Raw genomic sequence first — 25175 nt, forward strand, 5'->3', positions numbered from 1 at the left:
ACCTCACGCTGGGGGGCCGAATCCGGCGGCCCGCAGCTCGTCCTGCCAGGGTCCGAGCACCGAGGCGACGAACTCCCGCGCCGCCCTGGGATGCGGCGCATCCCTCAGCACGGCGATCCAGTAGGTGTTGGCGTGCTTGTCGGCGCCGGGGATCTCGATGGACTCGACGCCGTCGCTGGACGCGGCATCGGTGGCGTAGGCCAGGCCTGCGTCGGCCTCCCCGGACGCCACCTTTCCGAGGACGTCGGCCACCCTGGTCTCCTCCGAGACGGGAGCCAACTCGAGACCAGCCGCGGCCGCCAGCGCGACGGCGGATGCCCCGCACGGCACCTCCGGGGCGCACGTCACGAGCTTGCCGCGACTGAGCGACGCGTCGAAACCGGTCACGCCGGTTGGGTTGCCGGCGGGGACGACGACCACGAGGCGGTTGGACGCGAAGGGTCGCGGCTCCCCCTCGATCAGCCCCGCGTCCACCGCGCGGTCCATCGTCGGACCGTCTGCGGACAGGAAGACATCGGCGGGTGCGCCCGAGCTGAGCTGGTCCACCAACCCGGCCGAGCCGTCGAAGCTGAACCGTGCGTCCGGGCTGACGTCTGCGAGCACCGTGCTCAACGACGAGGCGGCGAACACCACCGGGGCCTCATCCGGCTCCGCACCGCACGACGCCAGCGCAGCGCACGCGAGGAGCACGGTCCAGACGGACCCCTTCACCTGCGCCATGGGGGGCACGTTACACCTGCGTCGTGACCGCGCAGTTTCCTGGCCTCTGGCTGACCGTCAAGGGGTTCCGTACGCTGGAGCCATGAGTTATCGTGCCGCCGTCATCACCTGCTCGGATCGGGCGTCGACAGACGTCTATGAGGATCGGTCGGGTCCGTTGATCCGCGACGCACTGACCCAGCTCGGCTTCGACGTGGCGGAACCCGTCATCGTGCCGGACGAGGCGGAGGTAATCGCCACCGAGATCCGGCTCGCCGTGGCCGACGGCGCCCGTGTGGTGATCACCACCGGTGGAACCGGCGTGGGGCCCCGCGACGTCACGGTCGAGGCCACCCGGTCGCTGATCAGCTACGAAGTCCCCGGAGTCGCGGAGGCGGTCCGCAGCCTGGGCTCGGCCAACACGCCCCTCTCGTGGCTGTCGCGCGGGCTGGCGGGCGTCATCGACCACGACGACAACCGGGCGTTCGTCTACAACGCCCCCGGCTCCCGCGGCGGCGCCCGCGACGCGCTCTCGGTCCTGGCCCCACTGCTGGCGCACATCGTGGACCAGCTCGACGGCGCGGACCACGACCTCAACCGTCCCTCCAGCACCGCCCGACCCACCGTCGCCCCCGCGTCGGAGTGGAGTTGAGCCGACCGCTCAGGAGCCGACGGGGCGGGTCCAGTCACCGGAGCGCCCCCCGCTCTTGGCCGTGATCCTCGCCGAGGCGATCTCGGCCGAGCGGTCCACGCCCTTGACCATGTCGACGACGGCCAGCGCCGCGACGGTTACGGCGGTCAGCGCCTCCATTTCGACACCCGTGCGGTCCGCCGTGCGGACGGTGGCCTCGATGAACACCCCTGAATCCACGATCTGCAGGTCCACAACGGCCCCGTGGACGCCGATGACGTGCGCCAACGGCAGGAGGTCCGGCACCTTCTTCGTCGCCGCGATCCCCGCGACCCGCGCGACCGCCAGGACGTCGCCCTTCGGAACCGTGCCGCCCCGGAGGGCCGCGACCACCTCCGCCGAGCATCGGACGGAGGCGACGGCGGTGGCCGAGCGCACCGTGGGCTGCTTCCCGGTGACGTCGACCATGCGGGCCTCGCCGCGGGCATCCAGATGGGTGAACTCCATGACGCAAGCCTGGCAGGTCGGCGGACATCCGGCCAGCCGACCCTTCATATGTGACCCTTCGGTCACCTATGCTCGGGACATGGACGAGGACCTCGTGTTCAAGGCGCTGGCGGATCCCATCCGTCGGTTGCTCATGGATGCGCTCTTCGAGCGGGACGGCCGCCCGCTCGCGGAACTGACGGACCTGGTCCGGACCCGGGCGGACATGACCCGGTTCGGCGTCGCCAAGCACCTCCGCATCCTGGAGGAGGCCGGCGTCGTCACCACGCGAAGGCAAGGCCGGGAGAAGCTCCACCACCTCAACCCGGTCCCGATCCAGCAGATCCACGACCGGTGGATCGGCAAGTACACCGAGCGGGCCGGCATCGCGTCCGTGCTGCTTCAGCTCAGACACGTCGTCGAGAGCGACACTCCGAAAGGCTGATCATGAACAACACCGTCATCTACAGCATCTACATCGACGCCCCGGCGCAGAAGGTCTGGGACGCCATCACCACATCCGAATACACCACGCGGTGGGGCTACGGCGGCGACGTCGAGATCGACCCCCGCCCCGGCGGCAACTACCGCAATCTGGCCACCGACGAGATGAAGCAGATGGGCATGGGAGACGTCGCCGTGAGCGGCACGGTGGTCGAGATCGAGGAGCCGCGACGCCTGGTCCTTGACTGGGCGCCGGCCTGGTACCCCGGCGCAGAGGCAACCCGCGTCACATGGGAGCTCACCGAGTATCCGAGCGGCCTGACACAGCTCGTCCTCACCCACGACGTGACGAAGAACCCGCAGCTCCTCGCCGAGGTGACCGGCGGCGCGGATCCGAGCTCCGGTGGCGGTGGATGGCCGTGGGCACTGTCGGGGCTCAAGACCCTGCTGGAGACCGGCCGATCCATGGACGAACCCGCCGCCTGATTGTCGAGCGCCGCAGGCAGTGACGTCGGGTGTCGCACCCGGCACCCGACGTCACTCCTCAGGTCATTTGGTGACGTGGACCGCCACGACGTCGCCCGGACTGACGGCTTCCTCCACCTCTGGAACGACGGCGAGGCCGTCGGCCAGGTGGAGCGAGGCCACCAGGTGGGAGCCTGAGCCGAGCCGGTGCGAGGGCAGCACCGCGCCGTCGACGATGCGCACCGGCGTGTACTGCCGACGGCCCGGCGGGCTGCGCCACCCCTCGGCGACGGGAAGCTCGACGGACGGCCACCGGGTGGGCAGGCCCTGGAAAGCGGCCAGCAGCGGGCGCAGGTACGCCCACGCTGAGACGAACACGCTGACCGGGTTGCCGGGCAGACCCAGGAACGCCACGGCCCGCCCGTCCCGGGCGCGCAGTGCGCCGCAGGCCTGCGGCTTGCCCGGCTGCATCGCCACCGTGACGAACTCGATCTCGCCCTCGACCACCTGACGAACCACCTCGAACGCCCCCACCGACACCCCGCCGGAGGTGACCACCACGTCTGCTGCGCCGGAGGCCTCGTCGAGCACCCGCGCGAATTGGGCTCCGTCGTCGGGCACCGATCGCCGCAGCACCACCTGGCCGCCGAACCTCTCCACGAGGCCGGCGAGCAGGATCGAGTTGGAGTCCGGGATCTGGCCGAAGCCGAGCGGTTCACCGGCGGGCGCCAGCTCGGAGCCTGTCGACAGCACCGCGACCCGCGGCCTCCGCCGCAGCGGCACGGTCCCGAAGCCGATCGACGCCGCCGCGGACGCGGCCTCCGGCCCCCAGATGGCGCCGGAGGGCAGGACGACGTCACCCGCGCGCACGTCCTCACCGACCCGTCGCACGTGCCTGCCCGGCACCGCCACCTCGTGGACGACGACACGATCGGGCAGCGGCGCGGCGCCCATCGGCTGGTCGGTCGCCTCCACCGGGACGACGGCGTCGGCCCCCGGCGGCATCGGTGCGCCAGTCATGATCCGGGCCGCCTCCCCGGGCCCCACCGTCGGGGTGGATGTGACGCCGGCAGGGACGTCGCCGACCACGCGCAGCGCGGCGCCGGGCGTCGCGTCGGCGGCGCGCACCGCGAACCCGTCCATGGCCGAGTTGTCGAAGGGGGGGACCGCCAGCCGCGCCACCAGGTCCTCAGTCAGGACCCGTCCGCGACCCTCACCCACGGGCGTCACCTCGGATGGCAAGAGCGCGGCCATCGCCAGCACCCGCTCCAGGTACCCCTCGACGCTCAGCATTCGCAGCCACGGCTCACGGGCACTGCGACCACTCGTGGGTGCCATCGGCGAGGAATTGCTTCTTCCAGATCGGCAACCTCTCCTTGACCCGCTCCACCAGGTCAGACGCGCAGCCGAACGCCTGCGCCCGGTGCGAGGCCGCGACCGCCACGAACAGGGCAACTCCCCCGATGCCCAGCGTGCCGACGCGGTGCTGCGCGGCGATCGCGTGGACGCCGTCGCGCCCCTCGAACTCGGCCACGATCTCCCGCATCACGGCCTGCGCCGTCGGATGCCCGACGTACTCGATGCCCGTGACCGCCACCCCGTGGTCGTGGTTGCGCACGATGCCGCCGAACGTGACGACGGCGCCCGCGCGGTCATCGGTGACGAACCCCGTCAGCGCGTCGACGTCGACGTCGTCGGCCGTCACCCCTGCGAGTTGCTTCACACACACACCCTAGCCCGAGGGGTCAGCTGGGCTTCGGCGCGCCTGGGCGGGCGTAGCGGAACCAGGTGATCGCGATGCACATCACGGCCCAGACAGCGCCGATCGCGTAGAACATCGTCGGGCTCATGATGGTGAGTCCGACGCCGAACAGGAACGGTCCGAAGGCCGCGATGGCCGCGGTCCAGCCGATCACGCCGCCAGCCTGCCGCTTCTCGAAGATCATCGGCATCTGCTTGAACGTCGACGCGTTGCCGTTCCCGGAGAACAGGAAGATCAGCAGCATGCCCCACAGGAACTGGTTGAAACCGCCCTGCAGCGCGGCGGCGCTGGAGGTGTCCGGGGTGAGCGCCGGAATCGTGAAGAGGATCGAGCCCAGGATGCCGATGCCGGAGATGAGCGTCCAGATGGCGCCGCCCATCCGGTCCGTCAACGGCGAGAACACGATGCGGGCCCCGGCACCGACGAGCGGGCCGAGGAACACGAACTTCACCGGGTCCGGCAGGGTGTAGCCGTCGACGAGCATGGTGGCGGTGGCCCCCGCGCCCTCAACGATGGCGGTGTTGCCCGCCCCGTACAGGTTGAGCATCAGGAGGCCGAACTGGGCCGCCAGGCCGGAGAACGTGCCGAAGGTCATGATGTAGAGGACCGTCATCCACCAGGTGTCCTGGTTGGAGAAGATGTCGAACTGCTGCTTGATGTTGGCCTTGATCGGCACGGACCGCAGCGCGATGTAGGCCCAGATGGCGCCGACGATGATGAACGGGATGTAGACCAACGCCGAGTTCTGGTACCAGACGGTGACGGGGTCCTTGCCCGCGAACGCCATCTGCTGCGAGCCGAGGAACCCGAACATGCCGAAGGTGATCAGCCAGGGCGTCATGAGCTGGACAAGTGACACGCCGAAGTTCCCGATGCCGGCCTGGAGGCCGAGCGCCGTGCCCTGCATGCGCCTGGGGAAGAAGTAGGACGTCGACGGCATGAAGCCGGAGAAGGCGCCGCCACCGATGCCGGAGAGGAACGCCAGGCCCATGAGGCGCCAGTACGGCACGTCGGGGTTGGTGACCTCGAAGCCCCATCCGAGGACCGGCAGGATGAGCAGCAGGGTGGTCAACGTGACCATCTTGCGGGTGCCGATCTTGGGTGGGAGCACCATCCACACCAGCCTCAGCAGGCCGCCGGACAGGCCGGGCATGGCGGCCATCCAGTAAAGCTGCTCCTTCGTGAAGGTGAACCCGAGCGCGTTGAGCTTGGGCACGATGGCGCTCGGCAGGAACCAGGCGACGAAGGCCAACGTCAGCGTGAACGTCGTGATGGTCAGCGTGTTCCAGGCGAGCCTGCTGTCCCACTTCTCGGGATCCTCCGGATCCCATGCTTGCAGCCAGTCACCCTTGGTCTCGAACTTGGTGCTCATACTGTGGCCTCCTCCAGAGGAAGTTCGATGGTGCCGGCGAGCTCAGGGGACTTGTCGTGCAGCATCTTGACGATGGTGAGATGCATCCAGGCCGCGCAGATGACGGTGAGGATGAACAGGACGAAGAAGGTGGAGGTCGGGAACCCCGACCACACCTTCGTGTAGGCGAACAAGGGTGGGAGGACGAACCCGCCGAGGCCACCCAGGGTGCCGACGAGGCCGCCGACGGAGCCGACGTTCTCCGGGAAGTACTCGGGGATGTGCTTGAACACGGCCGCCTTCCCCAGGCCCATCGCGCAGCCCAGGAGGAACACCAGCACCGCGAACATCCACAGGTTGAGCGAGTACGCGAGGTGCTGGGTCTGGGTGCCGTCGGCGTGGTCGATGACGATGTGGCCGTTGGGCATCATCAGGATGCCCGTGGTGACCAGCATCAGGGCGAAGGTCCAGTACATGACCCGGCGCGCGCCCATGTGGTCGCTGAGCCACCCGCCGACGGGGCGCAGCAGGGAGGCGGGGAAGATGAAGGTCGCGGTGAGCAGGCCTGCCGTGGTGAGGCTCACGTCGAAGTTGTCGACGTAGTACTTGGGCAGCCACGCCGACAGCGCGACATAGGCCCCGAAGACAGCCACGTAGTAGAGGCTGAACCGCCACACGCGCATGTGCCGGAGCGGGAGCAGCATCTCCCGGACGCTCCTGCTGGTTCCCGGCGCCCGGTCCACGTGCGGCACGACGATCCACACCGCCACACCGACGATGACCAGCAGCACCGCGTAGATCACGGGCACCAGCCGCCAGCCGCCCTCGATACCGAACGCGAAGGTGGCCCCGGCCGTCCCCGCGATGAGGGGCGGCCCGATGAACTTGGTGACGGAGGCGCCCACGTTGCCGGCGCCGAACACGCCGAGCGCGAGGCCCTGCCGCTTGCGCGAGTACCAGCTGGCGTTCCAGGTGGTGCCCACGGAGAACAGGTTGCCGGCGAAGCCGACGAGGAAGGCGAGAACCAGCAGCAACCCGTAGCTGTCCGCCTTGGACACCAGGAAGGCCGGAAGCGCGGTGGCGAACAGCAGGAACAGGGTGACCTTCCGGCCACCGATGCGGTCCGCCAGGATCCCGGCCGGAAGGCGCCACATCGAACCGTTGAGGACGGCGAGCGCCGAGATCCAGGACAACTCGACGTCGGTGAGGCCGAGTTCCTTCTGGATGGGGACGCCGAGGATGCCGAACATCAGCCACACCGCGAACATCAGCGTGAACGCGAGGGTGGACATGACCATGACCCGGCCGGCGCCCTGGCCCGTGTCGTGGACGGGCGCCACCTCGATGAGGTGTTTGCTCACTTCGTTGGTCTCTCTGGGGGAAGGGTCTGGAGGGAGGTGCTCAGCGCCGCGCGCGCTTGTTGTCCTGGGTACCGACGGGGTCCCAGCCGCGGCCCTTCACGGTCGCGGATCGACGCGCCGAGTCGTCGCGGGAGCGGTAGACGATGTAGGGCCTGAAGAGGTAGTGGAACGGCGCCGAGAAGGCGTGCACCAGCCGCGTGAACGGAATGATGGCGAACAGGAGCATGCCGATGACGACGTGCGTCTGGAACTGCCAGGTGGCGTTGCCCATGGCCTCGACGTCGGGCTGAAGCACGAAGAGCGAGCGGAACCACACCGAGACGGTCTCACGGTAGTTGTGCTCCTCACCCGTGGGCGTGGTGTCCCCTGTCAGCGTGGCCACCAAGCCCAGGCCGATGACGGTGGCCAGCACGAGATACATGATCTTGTCGTTCCACGTGGTGGCCTTGAACACCGCCGTCGTGGAGCGCCGGCGCCAGATCAGCAACACCAGGCCGACGACCAGCGCAAGCCCCGCGAGGCCGCCGCCGTACAGCGCCCCGGCATGGTAGGTGTGCTGGTCGATGCCGATCCAGTCCGTGAACGCCTTGGGGATGAGGAGCCCGACGAGGTGCCCCATGAGCACCGCGATCAGCGCGAAGTGGAAGATCGGGGAGCCGATCTTCAGCAGCCTCGACTCGTAGAGCTGGGAGGACCGGGTGGTCCAGCCGAACTGGTCGAACCGGTAGCGCCAGATCAGCCCGCCGACGAGCACCAGCAGCACGACGTAGGGCAGGACGCCCCAGAGCAGAGTGGTCATCGCATGCTCCCTTGCAGTTGCGGATAGGGCAGGAACGTGGGCTCCAGGCCGACGGTCTCGCTGGGCGGGCCGCCCAACAGGTCACGCACCTCGGAACGGGTCTTGGGGGACGGGCCGCCGAGGGCGTCGCAGACGGCCGCGACGACGCCGGCCTGCGGCAGCTTGTCCTCCTGCAAACCGATGCGCAGCAATTCCAGGCTGGCGCGGTAGGTGTTGAGCAGGCTGAGCCCGAGTTCGGGATGCCCGACGGCGGCGAACTCCAGCACCATCGGCAGGTAGTCCGGTAGTTCGCCCGCGAGGTCGACGACGAGGCCGGAATCGCGGTAGGTCTGCTTGATGGCGGCCAGCACCTCGCCGCGGCGACGGGTGTCGCCGTCGGTCCAGTACGTGAGGTGCAGCGCGTGGCGGCGGGACAGGTCGAACTCCTGCACGTACCACGACTGCAGCTCCATGATCGGCATGCTGCGCAGGTGCGCGACGGTGGGCGCGAACAGCGCACCGGCACCGGTCTCGGCCACCGCGTCCTCGATCATCGGCAGCCGGGCCAGCAGCGCCTCGTCCGGGTAGCTGAGCAGCAGCCCGGCGGCCTGGAACACCACCGCCGACATCATGCCCCGCTCGCGTCGCGCTGGCGCGCCTTGGCGTCGGCGAAGCTCTCGATCGCCACCGGCACGACGCGGCCCGATGACGTGCCGAACACCCCTTCGCCCCCGGCCCCCGGCCCACCCTCGAAGTCCAGGGAGCAGCCCATCTCCTCAAGGTTGTGCGCCTGCTCGGCGTGCGCCTTCGGGATGACGTAGCGCTCGTCGTACTTCGCGATGGCCAACAGCCGGTACATCTGCTCCATGGCCGAGGGCTCCATCCCGACGGCGTGCGCCAATTCCGGCTGCCGCTCGCGGCCGAGCGTCACGTCGCGCATGTAGGAGCGCATGGCGGCGAGCTTCTGCAGGACGCGGGTCACCACGTCGGCGTCCCCGGCGGTGAACAGCTCCGCCAGGTACTCGACCGGGATGCGGAGCGCGTCGATGGCGCCGAACAGGTTGCCGCCGGCCTCCGAGTCATGACCCTGCTCCTTGAGGAGGTCCACCACCGGGGAGAGCGGGGGCACGTACCAGACCATGGGCATGGTGCGGTACTCAGGATGCAGCGGCAGCGCCACCTTGAAGTGCTTGATCAGCGCATACACCGGCGACTTCTGCGCGGCGGTCAGCCAGTCCGACGGAATGCCGTTGGCCCTGGCGTCGGCGATCACCTGAGGGTCGTGCGGGTCCAGCATCAGGTCCAGCTGGGCCTGGTAGAGGTCCTTCTCATCGGCGAGCGCGGCCTTCGTGACCTGGTCCGCGTCGTAGAGGATGATGCCGATGTAGCGCAGCCGCCCCACGCAGGTTTCGGAGCACACCGTCGGCAGCCCCACCTCAAGGCGCGGGTAGCACATGGTGCACTTCTCGGCCTTGCCGGAGCGGTGGTTGAAGTAGATCTTCTTGTAGGGACAGCCGGTGATGCACTGCCGCCAACCACGGCACTTGTCCTGGTCCACTAGGACGATGCCATCCTCGGAACGCTTGTAGATGGCGCCGGAGGGGCAGGCGGCCATGCACGAGGGGTTGAGGCAGTGCTCGCAGATCCGGGGCACGAAGAACATGAACGTCTTCTCGTACTCGAACTTGATCTGCAGGTTGGCGTCCTCGAGGAGCTTCTTGACGATCGGGTCATCGTGGCCGGACTCGTGGATGCCCCCCAGCGCGTCGTCCCAGTTGGCTGAGGCCTTGATCGCCATGTTCTCGCCCGTGATGAGCGATTTCGGCCGGGCGACCGGGAAGTCGTCCCCGAGTGGGGCCTGGACCAGGTTCTCGTAGTCGTAGGTCCAGGGCTCGTAGTAGTCGCTCATCTCCGGCTGCACCGGGGAGGCGAAGATGCTGAGCAGCTTCTTGAACCGGCCGCCGGAGCGCAGCTTCAGCCGCCCCGACTTGGTGCGGACCCAGCCGCCCTGCCACTTCTCCTGGTCCTCGTACGTGCGGGGATAGCCCTGACCCGGGCGGGTCTCGACGTTGTTGAACCACACGTATTCGGTGCCGGCTCGGTTGGTCCACGCCTGCTTGCAGGTGACCGAGCAGGTGTGGCAGCCGATGCACTTGTCGAGGTTCATCACCATGGCCACCTGGGCCATCACGCGACGCTGCTTGGCCATCAGTACTGGACCTCCTGGGAACGGCGGCGCACCGTCGACACAATGTCGCGTTGAACGCCGGTGGGGCCGATGTAGTTGAAGGCGTACGCCTGGTGCGCGTAGCCGCCGATGAGGTGGGTGGGTTTCAGCAGGATCCGGGTCACCGAGTTGTGGATGCCGCCCCGTCGGCCGGTGGCCTCGGACTTCGGCACGTCGATGGTGCGCTCCTGCGCGTGCTGGACGTAGCAGATGCCGTCCGGCAGCTTCGGGGTGACGACGGCGCGGGCCACGAACACTCCGTTGGCGTTGGTGAGCTCGATCCAGTCGTTGTCCCTCACCCCGATGCTGGTGGCGTCCGCCACACTGAGCCACGCCTGGGGCCCGCCCCTGCCGAGGCTGAGCATGAACAGGTTGTCCTGGTACTCCGAGTGGATGGACCACTTGTTGTGCACCGTGAGGTAGCGCAGCGTGATGGCCTTCTCGCCGTTGGGCCCGAGCTCCGGCTCGCCGTAGTCCCGCCCCATGTCCAGGGGCGGCCGGAAGATCGGCAGCTGCTCCCCCGCATCCGCCATCCAGTCGTGGTCGAGGAAGAAGTGCATGCGGCCCGAAAGCGTGTGCCACGGCTTGAGCCGCTCGGTGTTGATGGTGAACGCGGCGTAGCGGCGCCCGCCGGTCTCCGAGCCCGACCACTCCGGTGAGGTGATCACGGGCTGCGGCGACTGCTGGGTCTGGATGAAGGTGATCTGCTTCTCCTCCGACCCCTCCGACAGGTCGGCGAGCTTGCGGCCGGTCTTGCGCTCCAGGTCCCGGAAACCCTGCGTCGCGAGCTCGCCGTTGGTGGTGCCGGAGAACATCAGGATGGCCTCGGCCATCCGCTGGTCCGTGTTGATCGCCGGACGGCCCTCGGCCGGGCCGGACGGGTACACGCCGTGCAGCTTGCCGAGCTTGGTCACCTGGTGGCCCACGTCGTAGGTGATGTTCTTCACCGTGAAGCCCAGTTTCTCCGCCAGCGGGCCGACGGTGAGCAACTTGTCCGCGATGGCCGTGTAGTCGCGTTCCACGACGGCCAGCACCGGCATGTTCTTCCCGGGCACCCCCTCCAGGTCCGTCCCCCGCCAGTCCGGCACGTGGCCGCCCGGCTGGGCGATCTGCCCCGGAGTGTCGTGCTGCAGCGCGACGGCCACCAGATCCTTGCGGGTGTCCAGGCGACCCTTCGCCAGTTCGGAGAGCTTGATCGCGAGTTCGGCGAAGACGTCGAAGTCGCTCTTCGTCTCCCATGGCGGGTCGATGGCGGGGGTGAAGGCGTGCACGAAGGGGTGCATGTCGGTGGAGCTGAGGTCGTACTTCTCGTACCAGGTGGCGGCCGGCAGCACGATGTCGCTGAGCAGCGTCGAACTGGTCATGCGGAAGTCCGCGGTGATCAGCAGGTCCAGCTTCCCCTCGGGCGCCTCGTCGTGCCAGGTCACCACGTCCGGGCGCAGCTCAGCGCCGTGACCGTTGGCCATCACGTTGTTGTGGGTGCCCAGTAGGTGCTTGAGGAAGTACTCGTTGCCCTTGGCGGAGGAGCCGAACAGGTTGGAGCGCCACAGGATCATGGTGCGCGGCCAGTTCTGCGGCGCGTCGATGTCCTCGACGGAGCTCTTCAGCTCGCCCGAGTTGAGCTTGGCGGCCACGTAGGCCTGCGGCGTCTCGTACTCCCCGCGGCCCACGGCGGCGATGGCCTCGTCGGCCAGGTCCAGCGGGTTCGCGTCGAACTGCGGGTAGAAGGGCATCCAGCCGAGGCGGTGCGACAGCGCGATCGCGTCGGCCGAGTGGGTCCCGTCGAGGCTGCCCGTGGACAGCGGAGACTTGATCCGGTCCGCGGAGAAGCCGTCGGTGCGCCACTGGTCCGTGTGCATGTACCAATAGGCCGTGCCGATCATGGTGCGCGGTGGCCGCGACCAGTCCGTGGCGTTGGCCATGTTGAACCAGCCCGTCATGGGGCGGCACTTCTCCTGGCCCACGTAGTGGGCCCAGCCGCCGCCGTTCTTGCCGATGCAGCCGGTCATCATGAGCAGGGCGATGATGGCGCGGTACGTGACGTCCGCGTGGAACCAGTGGCAGATGCCCGCGCCGATGATGATCATCGTGCGGCCCTTCGACTCCTCCGAGTTCGCCGCAAACTCGCGGGCGATGCGCAGGCACGCCTCTGCCGGCACGGACGTGATCTCCGCCTGCCAGGCCGGGGTGTAGGGAACGGTGGCGTCGTCGTACCCCGTGGGCCACACGCCCGGCAGCCCGTCGCGGGCCACGCCGTACTGGGCGAGCATGAGGTCGAAGACGGTGGTGACGAGCTTGCCCTCCACCATCCGGGCGGGGACGCCCCGGTGGATGATGCTGCCCTCCCCCTTCGGGTCCTCGAAGCAGGGCAGGGAGATCTCGACCTTGTCCGCCTCCGCCTGCTCAAGCAGGGTGAGCGCGGGACGGATGTCGCCGAGGTCCAGGTTCCAGAGGCCGGCACCGTCCTCCGAGTAGCGGTAGCCCATGGAGCCGTTGGGCACGGCGGGGCCGGAGGTGGCGTCGTCCCACACCACCGTCTTGAAGGCGGCATCGGAGACCGACGAGTGGAGGGGGAGGTCCGCGGCGGTGAGGAACTTGCCCGGCACCAGGCCGTGGCCGTCCGGGTGGTCCACCAGCGTGATCAGCATGCCGAGATCGGTGTACTGCTTGACGTAACCGTCGAAGTACTCCACCTTCTTGTCGACGAAGTTCTCCTTGAGGATGACGTGGCCCATGGCCATGGCCAGCGCGGCGTCCGTGCCGGCCTGCGCGGGCAGCCACTCGTCGGCGAACTTCACGTTGTCCGCGTAGTCCGGGCTGACGGTGACCACCTTGGTGCCGCGGTAGCGCACCTCCGCCATCCAGTGCGCGTCGGGCGTGCGCGTGACCGGCACGTTGGAGCCCCACATCATGAGGTACGTGGAGTCCCACCAGTCGCCGGACTCCGGCACATCCGTCTGGTCGCCGAACACCTGCGGTGAGGCGACGGGGAGGTCCGCGTACCAGTCGTAGAAGCTGGTCATCGCGCCGCCGATGAGGTGCGTGAATCGGGTGCCGATGGCGTGCGAGACCATGCTCATCGCCGGGATCGGCGAGAACGAGACGCAGCGGTCCGGGCCGTAGAACTTGATGGTGTTGACGTAGCTGGCGGCCGAGATCTCGAGGGCCTCCTCCCACGAGATGCGCACCAGGCCGCCCTTGCCGCGTGCCTGCTGGTACCTGCGACGCTTGACCGGGTCCGTCGAGATCTCGCGGAACGCGGCCACCGGGTCACCCAGGCGCTTCTTCGCCTCGCGGTACATCTCGATGAGGACGCCGCGACCGTAGGGGTAGCGCACCCTGGTGGGCGAGTAGGTGTACCACGAAAACGCGGCCCCACGGGGGCATCCGCGGGGCTCGTACTCCGGCCGGTCCGGGCCGGTGGTGGGGTAGTCCGTCTGCTGCGCCTCCCACGTGATGATCCCGTCCTTGACGTAGACCTTCCACGAGCAGGAGCCGGTGCAGTTGACGCCGTGGGTTGAGCGGACCACCTTGTCGTGGCTCCAGCGGTCGCGGTAGAAGACATCGCCCGCGCGGCCCCCCTGCCGGAAAACGGCGCGGCCGTCGTCGGTGCCGTCCCAGCGGGTGAAGAACCGGCCAAGCTTCAGCAGGGCATCAGAGGCGGGGCCGTCAATGCGCGCGGAATCGGTGCTCATGGGCGTCAGCTTTCCATGCCATGGGGACAAACGTCCAAACTTCTGGGAAAAAACTATGACGTGTCGTCGTAGATCACCGCATCGACTCCCGCGACGACGGCCTGACTAGGCGTGTCGACATCCCGCGTGACGTCGGCGGGCGCCCGCACCCGCGCCACCTGCAGCCCTCCCAAGAGCCGCCGGACAGACACGTCGCGCAGCGCCGGTACCTCCCCCACGGCCCGCCGCAGCGCGGCTGCCGGGTACCGGCCGGCGAGGTACTGCGGCCAGGACTCGGCGTCCTCCAGCACCACGCCGTCGGGAGCCATCACGGCCGCCGCGAGGGCGGCGACGACCGCGTCCGGGTTCGCCAGGTCCCCAGCGAGGAGCATCACCTCCTCCGCCTCCCCAGGCAACGCGTCCACGGCCGCCGCGATCCCCGCCACCGGTCCCCCGAACGGCGGTTCCTCCAGCACGAACGACACCCGCGGGTCCCCGAACCCGGCGCGCCGGGGGGAGGCGACGACCACGCGATCGGCCCAGCCGAGGGCCGCGTCGCAGGTGCGCTGGAGCAGGGAACGGTCCCCGACGGTGAGCTCGAGCTTGTCCGTACCCATGCGCGAGGACCGGCCGCCGCCGAGGACCACGGCGAGGCGCATCGGCCTAGTGGCCGGCGAAGCGCGAGTCCACGCCGGCCGCCTCGGCGGCTCCGGCGAAGAAGCGGATCTCCATGAGGTTCCTCTCGTCATCCGCCGATGGCGCTCATCGTGCGGGCGGGTTGAACGAATCCGGCGTCGTCGATGCCGTGCGCCCTGGGCTTGGCGGCGTGCGCGCCGGTCCAGGCTGCCACGAGGTCCTCATCTGAGCCGCCTCCGCGGACGATGGCGCGCAGATCGGTCTCGGTGCGGGAGAACAGGCAGGTGCGCACCTGCCCGTCAGAGGTGAGGCGCGTCCGGTCACAGGCCCCGCAGAAGGGGTTGGTGACCGAGGCGATCACGCCGATCGTCCCGCCCGGCTGTCGGTCGTCGGGTGCGACGCGCCACAACTCGGCGGGCGCCGCGCCGCGCGGCTCATCGAGCGGGGTCAGCCCGAAGCGGGTCCTCAGCTGCGCCAGGATCTCGTCCGAGGTGACCATGCGGGACCGGTCCCACTCGTGCTGCGGACCCAGCGGCATCTGCTCGATGAAGCGCAACTGATAGCCGCGGGCCAGGCAGAACTCGGCCAGGGGCACGATGTCTGCCTCGTTCTCGCCGCGCATGATGACCGAGTTCACCTTCACCGGGCGCAGTCCGGCGGCGTCGACGGCAGCGATGCTGGCCAGCACGTCATCCAGACGGTCACGCCGGGCGAGCCGCGCGTACCGGGCGGCGTCGAGGGAGTCCAGGGAGATGTTGACCCGGTCCAGTCCCGCCGCGACCAACCCGCCGATCCGCTTGTCCAGGCCCAGCCCGTTGGTCGTGAGCGCCAGCTCGGGGCGACCATTGGGACCCCGCAGGTCCGCGGCGCCGGCGACGATCCGCTCGAGCCCCGGGCGCAGCAGGGGCTCACCGCCGGTGAATCGGAGGCGAGCCACGCCCAACCGTTCCACCGCGACCCGGAGCACGCGGATCACCTCGTCGTCTGTCAGGGTCTCCTCGGCCGGCAGCCACGCAAGCCCCTCGGCCGGCATGCAGTAGGTGCAGCGCAGGTTGCAGCGGTCGGTGAGGGACACGCGCAGATCGCGCGCGATCCTCCCGTGGCTGTCCGACAACCGTGCCTCCTGCATGGGCGCATGCTACCCCGAGAGGGCTAGCCCTCGGCGCGCATGCGAAACTGGATCGATGAGCAGAGACCCGCACGGACTTGGGCCGACCCGGACCCGGGTCCTCGCCCTGCTGCAGTCCGCGCCGGGCCCCATGGCGGTGGCGGAGGTGGCCGACGAGCTCGGGCTGCACCGCAACTCGGCGCGCTTCCATCTTGAGGGGCTCCGGGACGCCGGCTACGCCGTCAGCGCCGCGGCCCCACTCGGCCACACCGGGCGCCCGCCGCTGCTGTTCGCCGCCACCAGCGATTCCCCCAACGTGACCAACTCCCACCTGATGGAGCTGGCGGAGGTCCTCATCCAGAACTTCGTCACCACGCTGCCGGACGGTTCCCGGTTGGCGGAGGAGGCCGGACGGGGCTGGGGACGGTCGATGACCGGGCCGGAGGGAGTCCCGCAGGATCCCATCGCCGGACTCGTCCTGCACCTGGCCGAGCGCGGCTTCAGCACCTCCGCGACGGGGGGCCACCTCACCTTCACCCGGTGCCCGTTCCGCGCGGAGGTGGGCCTGCGCGAGCTGCCCGTCGTCTGCGCCATCCATCAGGGCTTCGTCGACGGCTACCTCGGCGCCACCGGGAGCGACCTGGTGGCGGATCGGATCGAGGTGGGCCCCCGCGTGTGTCACCTCGCGCTGCACGGACCCCCCGCACACGGGACCACGCCGGAGGGCTGAGCCCCTCTCGGAGCCCGCCGACCGGCGTGGATCGGTCTGGGGTCTCGTCAGCCCTTGACGCCGCCGGCGGTGAGGCCGGCCACGATGTAGCGCTGCAGGTACATGAACAGCACGATGATCGGGATGGCCGCCAGCACCGCGCCCGCCGCGAACAGCGACCAGGGCGCGTTGCGCTCGTCCGAGCCCCACACGTACAGACCGACGGCCAGGGTGTAGTTCTCGGGCCTGGCCAACACGATCTTTGCCAAGATGAATTCGCCGTAGGACCCGACGAAGCTCAGCAGCCCCACCACCGCGAGGATGGGTGTGACGAGCCGCATGATGATTCCCCAGAAAATCTGGGCGTGCGTGGCGCCGTCGATCTTGGCGGCCTCGTCGAGTTCCATGGGGATGGTGTTGAAGAATCCGTACATGAGGAACGTGTTGGCCCCCAACGCGCCACCGAGGTAGATGGCGATCAGTTGGAGGTGGGACCCGACGCCGAGGAACGGGAAGATCTCACCCAGGGTGAGCGCCAGCAGGAAGATGGCGACGAACGCCAGCATCTGCGGGAACATCTGGATGATGAGCAGCGCGGTGAGCCCACCGCGCCGTCCCTTGAACCTGAACCGGCTGAAGGCGTAGGCAGCGGCGGCCCCCATCAGGACGGTGCCGACCGCGGTGACGCTGCTGACGTAGAACGACTGGAGCGCCCATCGCGGGTAGTCCGTGGTCATCAGCTCGGCGTAGTGCTCGCCGGTGATGCTGGTGAACAGCCGCAGCGAGCCGGTGAGCGTGCCGTTGGTGTTGAGCGAGGCCGACAACACGTACAGCAGCGGGAAGGTGCAGTAGGCGATCACGAGGATCCCGAAGACATGCTTCCACCCCACCTGGGCCCACCACCTGCCCCCATGGAGACGCACATCGTTGTCGCCGTTGGCGAGTTTCCTGGCCATCACATGATCTCCTCAAGCTTGCGGGTCTGCCTGAATCCCAGCCAGGAGATGAAGCCGACCACCAGGAAGATGACGATCGACATGGCGCTGGCCAGGCCGTACTGCCGGTTGCCGCCCTCGAACGCGATGGCGTAGACCATCGAGATGAGAATGTCGGTCTCGCCGACGGGCACCGGAGCCCCGGAGTAGTTGGGTCCGCCGCCCGTGAGCATGTAGATCAGCGAGAAGTTGTTGAAGTTGAACGCGAAGCTCGCGATGAGCAGCGGCGCCACCGAGACCAGCAGCAGGGGCAGCGTGATGCCCCAGAACCGGCGCAACGGTCCCGCGCCGTCCATGATCCCGGCCTCGGTGAGTTCCTGGGGAATGGACTGCAGCGCCCCGGTGGTGACCAGGAACATGTACGGGAATCCGAGCCACAGGTTGACGCCCAGGATGGCCAGTTTGGCGAGGTTGCCGTCCGTGAACCACGGGATGCTGGCCCCGCCCAGGAGGACCTGATTGATGAACCCGAACTCCTGGTTGAGGAGACCGCGCCACACCAGAGCCGCGAGGAACCCGGGGAAGGCGTACGGGAGGATGAACAGGGCTCGATAGAGCGTGCGGCCCTTGACGCGCGGGTCGTTGAACACCACCGCGAGGAGCAGTCCGAACGCGAACGTGGTGAGGACCGACAGGATGGCGAAGGCGAACGTCCACGCCATGGAGGACAGGAACGGGCCGGCCAGCCGGGAATCGGTGAACATGCGCGAGAAGTTCTCGAACCCCACGACCACCCGCCATCCGGGGGTCAGGGTGCGGCCGTCGTCGGCCACGAACTGACCCACACTGTCGTCGGCCGTGTACACCTTCCCCTCAGCGTCGGTGAACGTGTCGGCGGCTTCGTCGTAGGCGAGGAGCGACTTGGCGACGTAGGCCATGGCCGCGTTGTCAGTGCGGAGCCACCCGTCGTCGGGGTTGTCGGAGACGCTGACCCTCAGGCCGAGGACCTCGTCCTGGCGCAGCTGGATCTCGGCGAGCGGGAGGACCGTCGCGCCTGGGACCTCCGTCACCCTGCCACCGTCGACGACGGCGTCCGGGGCGTCGGCCAGCGGGGACTCGGCGTCGCCGACCTTGGCCTGCTCGCCGTCGACGATGGCGAAGCCGATCTGGCCGTCACGGTCGTACACCGTGACCGGATAGGTGGGCGTGCCCTCGACCCGACGGTCCGAGGTCTTCATGATCTGGGTGATGGCGGGCTGCTTGGTGTCGTTGTGCCCGTCACCGTAGTTGGTGAAGGCCACGTAGGCCGTGTTCACCATGACGTAGACCTGGAACACGATCAGGAAGATCAGGCCCGGCACGAGGTACTTGGCCGGGATCGCACGCTTCGAGAAGTACACGTAGTCGACGACGATGAGAGTGAGGACGAGGAAGACGAGGACGCCCCACTCCTGCTGGCCATAGCTGGCCATGATGCCGTAGAGGCCAAACGCGTTGACCAGCATCATGAGGACGAGCTTCACGTAGAAGCCCGGGCGCGAGAGGTCCCGCGCATGGGAGAGCCTCGGCGACCGCGGTGTCGTGGAGTTGCTCAAGGGAGTTCAACCTTCGCTTCGCTGCGAGTATGGACCGGGGGTCGGGCGGCCTCAGCTGCCCGACCCCCGGAGGATGGTGACCTACGGGTCAGGTGATCAGAACTTGGCTTCGATGTTCTCGACCATGGCGTTCCACGCCGCGGCGGGCTCCGCGTTGCCGGTGATGATGCTCACCTCAGCGCCGCCCCAGAACTCCCAGACAGCACCCATCTCGGGGATGGCGGGCATGGGCTGGCCGTCCTTGCCTGCCTCACCGAAGCCAGCCAGGATCTCGTCGGCGACGGCGTCAGCCGACTCCGTCAGGGCCGGCATGCGGCCGCCGAGCTCGAACATGGCGTCCTGGGCCTCCTTGCTGGCCATGTAGTCCAGGAACTGCGAGGCGAGCAGGGTGTTCTCGGACTTCGACGACAGGAACACGCCCTGCACGCCGACGAACGGCGCGGAGGGCTGGCCGCCGGCCGACGGGACGGGCAGCACGGAGATGTCCATGCCCGCGCCCACGAAGTCTCCGGTCCACCAGGGCCCGGTGATGATGTAGGGGGTCTTGCCGTCGATGAAGGCCTGCTTGGCGGTCTCACCGTCGAGCGAGGAGGAGACGACCTTCTCCGCCGCGAGCTTCTTGAGGTACTCGGCGAACGCCAGGCCCTCTTCCCCGCCCATCCCGAGCTCAGCGGTGTAGTCGCCGTTGGCGTCTGTCTTGAACACCGGCGCACCGAAGGACGTCTGCAGCGGGTAGAGGTGGTACGCGTCGCCGCCGGGCCCCTGCTGGATGACGATGGGGAACTCGGCGCCCTCAGCATCCTTGCCCTGGGCGATCAGCTCGTCGAACGTGGCCGGGGTGTCCTGCACCATGGCGTTGTTGCGGACGAGGGCGATGTTCTCGATGGCGTAGGGGACGCCGTACAGCTGCCCCTCCAGGGTGAAGCCGCGGGTGGCCACCTCGTTGAAGCCCGAGACCTGGTCACCGAGCTCAACGGGGGCGACGACACCGTTCTTGACGAGGTCACCGGTCCAGTCGTGCGCGCCGACGATGAGGTCGGGGCCCTCACCCGTGGGCGCCTGGGCGATGAAGTCGGTCTTGACGTCCGCGGTGGGCTTCTGGACCACGTCGAGCGTCACGCCCGAGGCGGCCAGGAAGGACTCGCCCAGGGACTTGAACGCGTCGATGCGGGTCTCGTCGACCCAGACGGTCAGGGTGCCGGCGGCCGCGGGGGCGGAACTCTCGGCCGGAGCGCTGCTCGCGGCGCTGGAGGCAGCATCCGTAGCGGAAGGGGAGGTGGTGCTCGACGTGCCGCCGCCACAGGCGACCAGCGTCAGAGAAAGCCCGGCCGCAGCGGCGGCGAGAAGGCTCTTGCGCATGTGTGTAACTCCTTCGTTATCCCGGGCCGCTTCGGTGCCGACCCGATCTGATGTGAATCGTAACCTGTTCTGCAAAGCTTGCAAACTCTTTGCAATAACACTTCTATAACATTCCCGATCCGCCGACGACGGTCGCCCAGGGACCACCATCTCCGCGTATAGGCGCCTGCCCCGCCGCCCTCGCGAGTGTGCAACGATTCTGCAAACCCGTTGCAAAGTGGCGCGATTTCTTGCACACTAGCCTGCGACGACGTGCGTCACTGGAAACTCGACGGAGAGGAGGGCCGATGATCCCGGCACGAGCCAAGCTCGCGGATCTGGCCGTCGCCGCCGGCGTGTCCACCGCCACCGTCTCCCGCGTGCTCAACGGCAAGCCCGGGGTGGCGGAGGCCACACGGATGTCGGTGCTGGCCACCCTCGAGTCCCTGGGCTACCCCTTGGAGCCGGAATCCAGCACAGGCGAGGGGCTGATCGCCGTCATGGTGCCGGAGCTGGCCAACCCATCGTTCGCCTCGTTCGCCAACGAGTTGGCGCTCATCCTCACCGCCGCCGGGCGCCACATGATCCTGTGCACCGCCGGCCCTGGTGGCACCAGCGAGGACCAGTACCTCGACGCGCTGCTCGGCGTCGAGATCGCCGGGATCATCTCCGTCTCCGGCACCCCTGCGGACACCGAGGCCTCGTCCGATCACTACCAGCGGCTCATCGACGCCGGCGTGCCCGCCGTGTTCATCAACGGCTACAACCCCACCGTCGACGCCTCCTTCTTCTCGTGCTCCGACGCCGAAGCAGTGGCGATGTCGGTGGCCCATCTGCGGTCCTACGGCCACACGCGGATCGGGCTGGCCGTGGGTCAGCAGCGCTACCTCCCCAGCCGCCGTAAAATGACCGCCTTCCTGGGGCTGGGCTTCGCCGCCTCCTCGACCGTGTCGACCCTGTTCACCGTCGAGGGCGGGCAGGCGGCCGCGTCACGACTCTTCGACTCCGGCCACACGGCCATCGTCTGCGGGTCCGACGTCATGGCGCTCGGGGCCGTGCGCGAGGCCCGATCCCGAGGCCTGGACGTGCCCGGTGATGTCTCCGTCGTCGGCTACGACGACTCGCCCCTCATGGCCTTCACCAGCCCCGCCCTCACCACCGTGCGCCAGCCCGTGGCCGCCATGACCCAGGCCGCCGTCGCATCGCTCCTCACCGCCATCCGGGGGCTCCCGACCGATCCCACCGAGATGCTGTTCCATCCCGACCTCATCATCCGCCAGTCGACAGGACCACTTCATGACCGCTGAATGGTGGCGCGACGCCGTCATTTACCAGATCTACCCGCGCTCCTTCGCCGATTCGGACGGGGACGGCTACGGCGACCTCCCCGGCGTCATCGGCAAGATCCCATACCTGGCGCGGCTGGGCGTTGACGCCATCTGGCTGTCCCCCTTCTACAGGTCACCCATGGCCGATGCCGGCTACGACGTGGCCGACTACGAGGAGATCGACCCGATGTTCGGCACTCTCGCGGACGCGGACGAGCTCATCGAGGCGGCGCACGCGGCCGGCCTGCGCGTCGTCGTCGACCTGGTGCCGAACCACACGTCCGACGAACACCGCTGGTTCCAGGCCGCGGTCGCGGCCGGACCCGGCTCCCCGGAAAGGGAGATGTACCACTTCCTCGACGGTCGCGGCGAGGGCGGCGAGCTGCCGCCGAACAACTGGAAGTCCGTCTTCGGCGGCGCCGGCTGGAGCCGTCTCACCGCGCCGGACGGCACGCCGGAGCAGTGGTACCTCCACCTCTTCGACGTGAAGCAGCCGGACCTCGACTGGTCCCAGGAACGGGTCCGTGCCGCGTTCGACGGCGTGCTGCGCTTCTGGCTGGACCGCGGCGTCGACGGCTTCCGCGTGGACGTGGCGCACGGACTGGTCAAGGCCGAGGGGCTCCCGGACTTCGACGAGGACCAGATCATGCTCGACGGCCAGGCGGGCCCCATGTGGGACCAGGACGGGGTCCACGAGGTCTACCGCAGGTGGCGCACGGTGCTGGACGCCTACGACGGCGAGCGCTCCCTCGTGGCCGAGGCCTGGGTGGCCGATCCCCAGCGCCTGGCGCTGTACCTGCGCCCGGACGAGATGCACACCGCGTTCAACTTCCAGTTCCTGGAGAGCCCGTGGGACGCCGCGTCCTACCGCCAGGTCATCACCGCCACCATGGCGGCCGACGAGGCCGTCGGAGCACCGACCACCTGGGTGCTGAGCAACCACGACGTGCTGCGTCACGTCAGCCGCCTCGGCCTGGCCTCACCGGGCTCCAGCCATGAGGGCCTCGGGGCTGACGACGAGCAGCCCGACAACACCGTCGGGCTCCGCCGGGCCAGGGCCGCCACGCTGATGATGCTGGCGCTGCCAGGGTCGGCCTACCTGTACCAGGGCGAGGAACTCGGTCTTCCGGACCACACCACGCTCCCCGACGAACTCCGCCAGGACCCCACCTGGTTCCGCTCGGAGTTCACCCGGCCCGGCCGCGACGGGTGCCGGATTCCCATGCCGTGGGTGGCCTCCGAGCAGGGCCTCGGCTTCTCCCCCACCGGCAGGAGCTGGCTACCCCACCCGGAGTCGTACCAGAGCCTGGCCGCGGACCAGCAGGTGGTCGCCCGCGGGAGCACGCTGGGCCTCTACCGCGCGGCGATCGCGGCCCGCAAGGACCTGCAGCTCGGCCGCGGCGAGTTGACCTGGGTCGACGCCGGTGAGTCGCTCGTCGCGTTCGACAACGGCGAGGTGCGTGTCATGACCAACGTGCTGGGTGCCCCCGTGGCGCTGCCGGAGGGCTTCGAGGTGCTGCTGGCGAGCGTGCCCCTCCGGGGGCACGTGCTGCCCACCGACGCGACGGTGTGGCTCACCCGGGTGTGAGGTCCAGGGCGGCGGCTGCGGCGGACTTCGCGGCCGCAGCGGTGTGCGCGGACACGGCGGCCGCCCCCGCGGCGGCGCACTGTTCCGCCGTGACGCGACTCAGCGCGATGCCGACGGAGGCCACGGCCGAGGCAGCCATCGACAGCGACGTGGCACCCAGACCCACCAGGACGCAGGCGAGCAGCGGGTCCGCCGCCGCCTCGCCGCAGACGCCCACCGGCTTGTGGGCGCGCCGTCCCGCGTCGCAGGTCAGCTGGATCAGCCTCAGCACGGCCGGCTGCCAGGGGTCGGTGAGGTGCGCGAGCTCCGGCGCGAGCCGGTCCGCGGCCATCACGTACTGCGTGAGGTCGTTGGTGCCGATGGAGACGAAGTCCACCGTCGCGAGGAAGGCGTCGGCCAGCAGAGCGACGGCCGGCACCTCGACCATGATCCCGGCCTTCAGGCCACGCTCGCGGCACGCGCGCGCGAACTCGGCGGCCTCGTCGACCGTGGCGATCATCGGCGCCATCACCCACGGTGGCACGGAGCGTCCCTGCGCGGCGCGGGCGATGGCGTCGAGCTGTCGCGAGACCAGCCCGGGCTGGTTCAGGGAGAGCCGGTTGCCGCGCACGCCGAGGGCGGGATTGGGCTCGTCGGGCATCGTCGCGAACGGCACGGGCTTGTCGGTGCCCGCGTCCAGGGTGCGCACCACCACCTTGCGCCCGCCGAAGGCGTCGAGCACGGCCGCGTAGGTGGCCGCCTGCTCCTCGACGCCGGGCTCGTGCTGGGCGCTGAGGAAGCCGAGCTCGGTGCGGTAGAGGCCGACGCCCTGGGCGGGACCTGCGGCCGCGGCCTGCGCCGCGTTCCCGTCGGCGACGTTGGCGAGCAGTTCGACGGGCACGCCGTCGGCCGTCCGGCCGGGGCCGGACCAGCCGGAGACGAGGCGGCGGCGCTCGGCGTCGGCAGCCACGCGCGCCATGGCCTCGGCCGGATCCACGCCCCGAGACACGGTGCCGGCGGCGCCGTCGAGCAGCACCGTCTCGCCGTCGGCGATGCTGGCGAGATCCGCGGCCGCCACCACGCACGGCAGGGAACGCTGGCGGGCGATGATCGCGGTATGGCTGGTGGGACCCCCCAGCCGGATGACCAGGCCGACGATGCGCTCGGGGTCCAGGTCTGCGGTGTCGGCCGGAGCGAGGTCCTCGGCCAGGAGGATCGACGGGCGGTCCGGGCGGGGTAAGCCCGGCTCCCGGAGACCGAGGAGGTGGGCGGCGACGCGGTCGCGGATGTCGCGCAGGTCCGTGGCGCGCTCGGCCATCAGCCCCCCGAGCGCGGTGAGCGCCGCCACGAACTCACCCAGGGCCTTTGCGGCGGCCTGGGGCGCCCCGAGACCCGCCCCCACGTACTTGACGGCCGGGCGCGTCCAGCCACGGTCGCGGGCGAGGGCCGCCGTCGTGACGAGGACCTGGGCAACATCACCGGTGGCGCGCTCGGCGCGGGACTCGTAGCCGGCCGCCACGGCCTCCACCGCCGCCTTGAGCCGGTCCACCTCGGCGGGTCGCTCGGACTCGTCCAGGGCACCGTCGGCCTCGGGAATCGGGACCGACGACCGGAGCCACACCACGGGCGCCACGACGACGCCTTCCACCACACCCGTCCCGCTCACCACATCAGCCATGCCGCTCCATCCCCTGAGTGCCCGTCGCCGCCCAACCTACTCACCGCGACCCGCGGCTGGGAAGGACCTCGGCCTTGGCTATGCTTGCCCGTGTTCCGCCCGCAACGGTGCGGCGGTGACGAAAGGAGCCTCAGATGGCCAGCAAGACCGTGACCGTCGGGTCCGTGGTGGGACTCCATGCCCGCCCGGCAGCTCTCATCGCCGCCGCTGCCGGCGAATACGACGACGACATCACCATTTCCCTCGACGGCGCCACGGTGGACGCCGCCTCCTCCCTGCTGATCATGACGCTGGGCGCCGAGAAGGGCGCCGTCGTCACGGTGGAGTCCGAGAACGCCGAGGCAGTGGACCGGATCGCCGCCATGGTGGAGCAGGACCTCGACGCCTGACCCAGGTGGAGCGT

Annotated in this window: 23 protein-coding genes; 7 read left to right on the forward strand and 16 right to left on the reverse strand. The window is 69.3% G+C overall.

What is annotated here, in order from left to right:
* Positions 1–3: 3 nt before the first annotated feature.
* The gene (gene modA, locus ACX1D0_RS08425) at positions 4–720 is read right to left on the reverse strand and encodes a molybdate ABC transporter substrate-binding protein (RefSeq protein ID WP_459017462.1); all 717 of its coding nucleotides are present in this window, start codon (positions 718–720) and stop codon (positions 4–6) included.
* 82 nt (positions 721–802) lie between these two features.
* Between modA and ACX1D0_RS08430 the strand changes: the two genes are divergently transcribed.
* Entirely contained in the window at positions 803–1351 is a 549-nt protein-coding gene (locus tag ACX1D0_RS08430) for a MogA/MoaB family molybdenum cofactor biosynthesis protein (protein ID WP_459017463.1), read from the forward strand.
* A gap of 9 nt (positions 1352–1360) precedes the next feature.
* Here the strand turns inward: ACX1D0_RS08430 and moaC are convergent, their stop codons facing one another.
* Positions 1361–1837 carry a cyclic pyranopterin monophosphate synthase MoaC gene (gene moaC / locus ACX1D0_RS08435; protein ID WP_459017464.1) on the reverse strand — a complete coding sequence of 159 codons (477 nt, stop codon included), beginning with the start codon at positions 1835–1837 and terminating at the stop codon, positions 1361–1363.
* 79 nt (positions 1838–1916) lie between these two features.
* Here moaC and ACX1D0_RS08440 point away from each other — a divergent pair, with 79 nt between their 5' ends.
* Positions 1917–2261, forward strand: a complete 345-nt coding sequence (locus tag ACX1D0_RS08440) for an ArsR/SmtB family transcription factor (protein WP_459017465.1) — start codon at positions 1917–1919, stop codon at positions 2259–2261.
* A 2-nt stretch (positions 2262–2263) separates the two neighbouring features.
* On the forward strand, positions 2264–2746 hold the full coding sequence (locus tag ACX1D0_RS08445; protein ID WP_459017466.1) for an SRPBCC domain-containing protein: 483 nt from the start codon (positions 2264–2266) through the stop codon (positions 2744–2746).
* Between the two features lie 63 nt (positions 2747–2809).
* Here the strand turns inward: ACX1D0_RS08445 and ACX1D0_RS08450 are convergent, their stop codons facing one another.
* From ACX1D0_RS08450 to moaA, 10 genes are all read right to left on the reverse strand, one after another.
* Positions 2810–4063, reverse strand: coding sequence for a molybdopterin molybdotransferase MoeA (locus tag ACX1D0_RS08450; protein WP_459017467.1), 1254 nt, complete (start codon positions 4061–4063; stop codon positions 2810–2812).
* Entirely contained in the window at positions 4032–4448 is a 417-nt protein-coding gene (locus ACX1D0_RS08455) for a molybdenum cofactor biosynthesis protein MoaE (RefSeq protein WP_459017468.1), read from the reverse strand. Before ACX1D0_RS08455 ends, ACX1D0_RS08450 begins: the two co-directional genes overlap by 32 nt.
* A 22-nt stretch (positions 4449–4470) precedes the next feature.
* Entirely contained in the window at positions 4471–5859 is a 1389-nt protein-coding gene (locus tag ACX1D0_RS08460; RefSeq protein ID WP_459017469.1) for an MFS transporter, read from the reverse strand.
* The gene (locus ACX1D0_RS08465; protein WP_459017470.1) at positions 5856–7199 is read right to left on the reverse strand and encodes an MFS transporter; all 1344 of its coding nucleotides are present in this window, start codon (positions 7197–7199) and stop codon (positions 5856–5858) included. The genes ACX1D0_RS08460 and ACX1D0_RS08465 overlap by 4 nt, the downstream gene beginning before the upstream one ends.
* A gap of 40 nt (positions 7200–7239) precedes the next feature.
* Positions 7240–7998, reverse strand: coding sequence for a respiratory nitrate reductase subunit gamma (narI, locus tag ACX1D0_RS08470; protein ID WP_459017471.1), 759 nt, complete (start codon positions 7996–7998; stop codon positions 7240–7242).
* The gene (gene narJ, locus ACX1D0_RS08475) at positions 7995–8609 is read right to left on the reverse strand and encodes a nitrate reductase molybdenum cofactor assembly chaperone (RefSeq protein WP_459017472.1); all 615 of its coding nucleotides are present in this window, start codon (positions 8607–8609) and stop codon (positions 7995–7997) included. The genes narI and narJ overlap by 4 nt, the downstream gene beginning before the upstream one ends.
* Positions 8606–10186 (reverse strand): nitrate reductase subunit beta, encoded by a 1581-nt coding sequence (gene narH, locus ACX1D0_RS08480; protein WP_459017473.1) that lies wholly within the window; start codon positions 10184–10186, stop codon positions 8606–8608. Before narH ends, narJ begins: the two co-directional genes overlap by 4 nt.
* Entirely contained in the window at positions 10186–13899 is a 3714-nt protein-coding gene (locus ACX1D0_RS08485; RefSeq protein ID WP_459017474.1) for a nitrate reductase subunit alpha, read from the reverse strand. Before ACX1D0_RS08485 ends, narH begins: the two co-directional genes overlap by 1 nt.
* A gap of 53 nt (positions 13900–13952) precedes the next feature.
* Positions 13953–14537: a molybdenum cofactor guanylyltransferase gene (gene mobA / locus ACX1D0_RS08490; protein WP_459017475.1), complete on the reverse strand. Its 585-nt coding sequence runs from the start codon at positions 14535–14537 to the stop codon at positions 13953–13955.
* A gap of 86 nt (positions 14538–14623) precedes the next feature.
* Positions 14624–15643 (reverse strand): GTP 3',8-cyclase MoaA, encoded by a 1020-nt coding sequence (gene moaA, locus ACX1D0_RS08495; RefSeq protein WP_459017476.1) that lies wholly within the window; start codon positions 15641–15643, stop codon positions 14624–14626.
* Positions 15644–15698: 55 nt separating this feature from the next.
* Between moaA and ACX1D0_RS08500 the strand changes: the two genes are divergently transcribed.
* The gene (locus ACX1D0_RS08500; protein ID WP_459017477.1) at positions 15699–16352 is read left to right on the forward strand and encodes a helix-turn-helix transcriptional regulator; all 654 of its coding nucleotides are present in this window, start codon (positions 15699–15701) and stop codon (positions 16350–16352) included.
* A 47-nt stretch (positions 16353–16399) separates the two neighbouring features.
* Here ACX1D0_RS08500 and ACX1D0_RS08505 read toward each other — a convergent pair whose 3' ends face one another.
* The 3 genes from ACX1D0_RS08505 to ACX1D0_RS08515 all read right to left on the reverse strand — a co-directional run bounded on the left by ACX1D0_RS08505 (position 16400) and on the right by ACX1D0_RS08515 (position 20220).
* Positions 16400–17287 carry a sugar ABC transporter permease gene (locus ACX1D0_RS08505; RefSeq protein ID WP_459017478.1) on the reverse strand — a complete coding sequence of 296 codons (888 nt, stop codon included), beginning with the start codon at positions 17285–17287 and terminating at the stop codon, positions 16400–16402.
* On the reverse strand, positions 17287–18861 hold the full coding sequence (locus tag ACX1D0_RS08510) for an ABC transporter permease subunit (RefSeq protein ID WP_459017479.1): 1575 nt from the start codon (positions 18859–18861) through the stop codon (positions 17287–17289). The genes ACX1D0_RS08505 and ACX1D0_RS08510 overlap by 1 nt, the downstream gene beginning before the upstream one ends.
* Positions 18862–18957: 96 nt before the next feature.
* On the reverse strand, positions 18958–20220 hold the full coding sequence (locus ACX1D0_RS08515; protein WP_459017480.1) for a sugar ABC transporter substrate-binding protein: 1263 nt from the start codon (positions 20218–20220) through the stop codon (positions 18958–18960).
* A gap of 287 nt (positions 20221–20507) precedes the next feature.
* On the opposite strand from ACX1D0_RS08515, the gene ACX1D0_RS08520 reads away from it, so the two are divergent.
* Positions 20508–21506 carry a LacI family DNA-binding transcriptional regulator gene (locus ACX1D0_RS08520; protein WP_459017481.1) on the forward strand — a complete coding sequence of 333 codons (999 nt, stop codon included), beginning with the start codon at positions 20508–20510 and terminating at the stop codon, positions 21504–21506.
* Positions 21496–23115 (forward strand): glycoside hydrolase family 13 protein, encoded by a 1620-nt coding sequence (locus ACX1D0_RS08525; protein ID WP_459017482.1) that lies wholly within the window; start codon positions 21496–21498, stop codon positions 23113–23115. Before ACX1D0_RS08520 ends, ACX1D0_RS08525 begins: the two co-directional genes overlap by 11 nt.
* Here the strand turns inward: ACX1D0_RS08525 and ptsP are convergent.
* Positions 23102–24772, reverse strand: a complete 1671-nt coding sequence (gene ptsP, locus ACX1D0_RS08530; RefSeq protein WP_459017483.1) for a phosphoenolpyruvate--protein phosphotransferase — start codon at positions 24770–24772, stop codon at positions 23102–23104. The genes ACX1D0_RS08525 and ptsP overlap by 14 nt on opposite strands.
* A gap of 134 nt (positions 24773–24906) precedes the next feature.
* Here ptsP and ACX1D0_RS08535 point away from each other — a divergent pair, with 134 nt between their 5' ends.
* Positions 24907–25161, forward strand: coding sequence for an HPr family phosphocarrier protein (locus ACX1D0_RS08535; protein ID WP_459017484.1), 255 nt, complete (start codon positions 24907–24909; stop codon positions 25159–25161).
* Positions 25162–25175: the final 14 nt, after the last annotated feature.

This window comes from Tessaracoccus pujii, assembly GCF_054483895.1.

Bases quoted from the DNA above. Each gene is read 5' to 3' on its own strand.
- modA (WP_459017462.1), bottom strand. From the start codon at position 720: ATGGCGCAGGTGAAGGGGTCCGTCTGGACCGTGCTCCTCGCGTGCGCT.
- ACX1D0_RS08430 (WP_459017463.1), top strand. From the start codon at position 803: ATGAGTTATCGTGCCGCCGTCATCACCTGCTCGGATCGGGCGTCGACA.
- moaC (WP_459017464.1), bottom strand. From the start codon at position 1,837: ATGGAGTTCACCCATCTGGATGCCCGCGGCGAGGCCCGCATGGTCGAC.
- ACX1D0_RS08440 (WP_459017465.1), top strand. From the start codon at position 1,917: ATGGACGAGGACCTCGTGTTCAAGGCGCTGGCGGATCCCATCCGTCGG.
- ACX1D0_RS08445 (WP_459017466.1), top strand. From the start codon at position 2,264: ATGAACAACACCGTCATCTACAGCATCTACATCGACGCCCCGGCGCAG.
- ACX1D0_RS08450 (WP_459017467.1), bottom strand. From the start codon at position 4,063: ATGGCACCCACGAGTGGTCGCAGTGCCCGTGAGCCGTGGCTGCGAATG.
- ACX1D0_RS08460 (WP_459017469.1), bottom strand. From the start codon at position 5,859: ATGAGCACCAAGTTCGAGACCAAGGGTGACTGGCTGCAAGCATGGGAT.
- narI (WP_459017471.1), bottom strand. From the start codon at position 7,998: ATGACCACTCTGCTCTGGGGCGTCCTGCCCTACGTCGTGCTGCTGGTG.
- narJ (WP_459017472.1), bottom strand. From the start codon at position 8,609: ATGATGTCGGCGGTGGTGTTCCAGGCCGCCGGGCTGCTGCTCAGCTAC.
- narH (WP_459017473.1), bottom strand. From the start codon at position 10,186: ATGGCCAAGCAGCGTCGCGTGATGGCCCAGGTGGCCATGGTGATGAAC.
- ACX1D0_RS08485 (WP_459017474.1), bottom strand. From the start codon at position 13,899: ATGAGCACCGATTCCGCGCGCATTGACGGCCCCGCCTCTGATGCCCTG.
- mobA (WP_459017475.1), bottom strand. From the start codon at position 14,537: ATGCGCCTCGCCGTGGTCCTCGGCGGCGGCCGGTCCTCGCGCATGGGT.
- moaA (WP_459017476.1), bottom strand. From the start codon at position 15,643: ATGCAGGAGGCACGGTTGTCGGACAGCCACGGGAGGATCGCGCGCGAT.
- ACX1D0_RS08500 (WP_459017477.1), top strand. From the start codon at position 15,699: ATGAGCAGAGACCCGCACGGACTTGGGCCGACCCGGACCCGGGTCCTC.
- ACX1D0_RS08505 (WP_459017478.1), bottom strand. From the start codon at position 17,287: ATGGCCAGGAAACTCGCCAACGGCGACAACGATGTGCGTCTCCATGGG.
- ACX1D0_RS08515 (WP_459017480.1), bottom strand. From the start codon at position 20,220: ATGCGCAAGAGCCTTCTCGCCGCCGCTGCGGCCGGGCTTTCTCTGACG.
- ACX1D0_RS08520 (WP_459017481.1), top strand. From the start codon at position 20,508: ATGATCCCGGCACGAGCCAAGCTCGCGGATCTGGCCGTCGCCGCCGGC.
- ACX1D0_RS08525 (WP_459017482.1), top strand. From the start codon at position 21,496: ATGACCGCTGAATGGTGGCGCGACGCCGTCATTTACCAGATCTACCCG.
- ptsP (WP_459017483.1), bottom strand. From the start codon at position 24,772: ATGGCTGATGTGGTGAGCGGGACGGGTGTGGTGGAAGGCGTCGTCGTG.
- ACX1D0_RS08535 (WP_459017484.1), top strand. From the start codon at position 24,907: ATGGCCAGCAAGACCGTGACCGTCGGGTCCGTGGTGGGACTCCATGCC.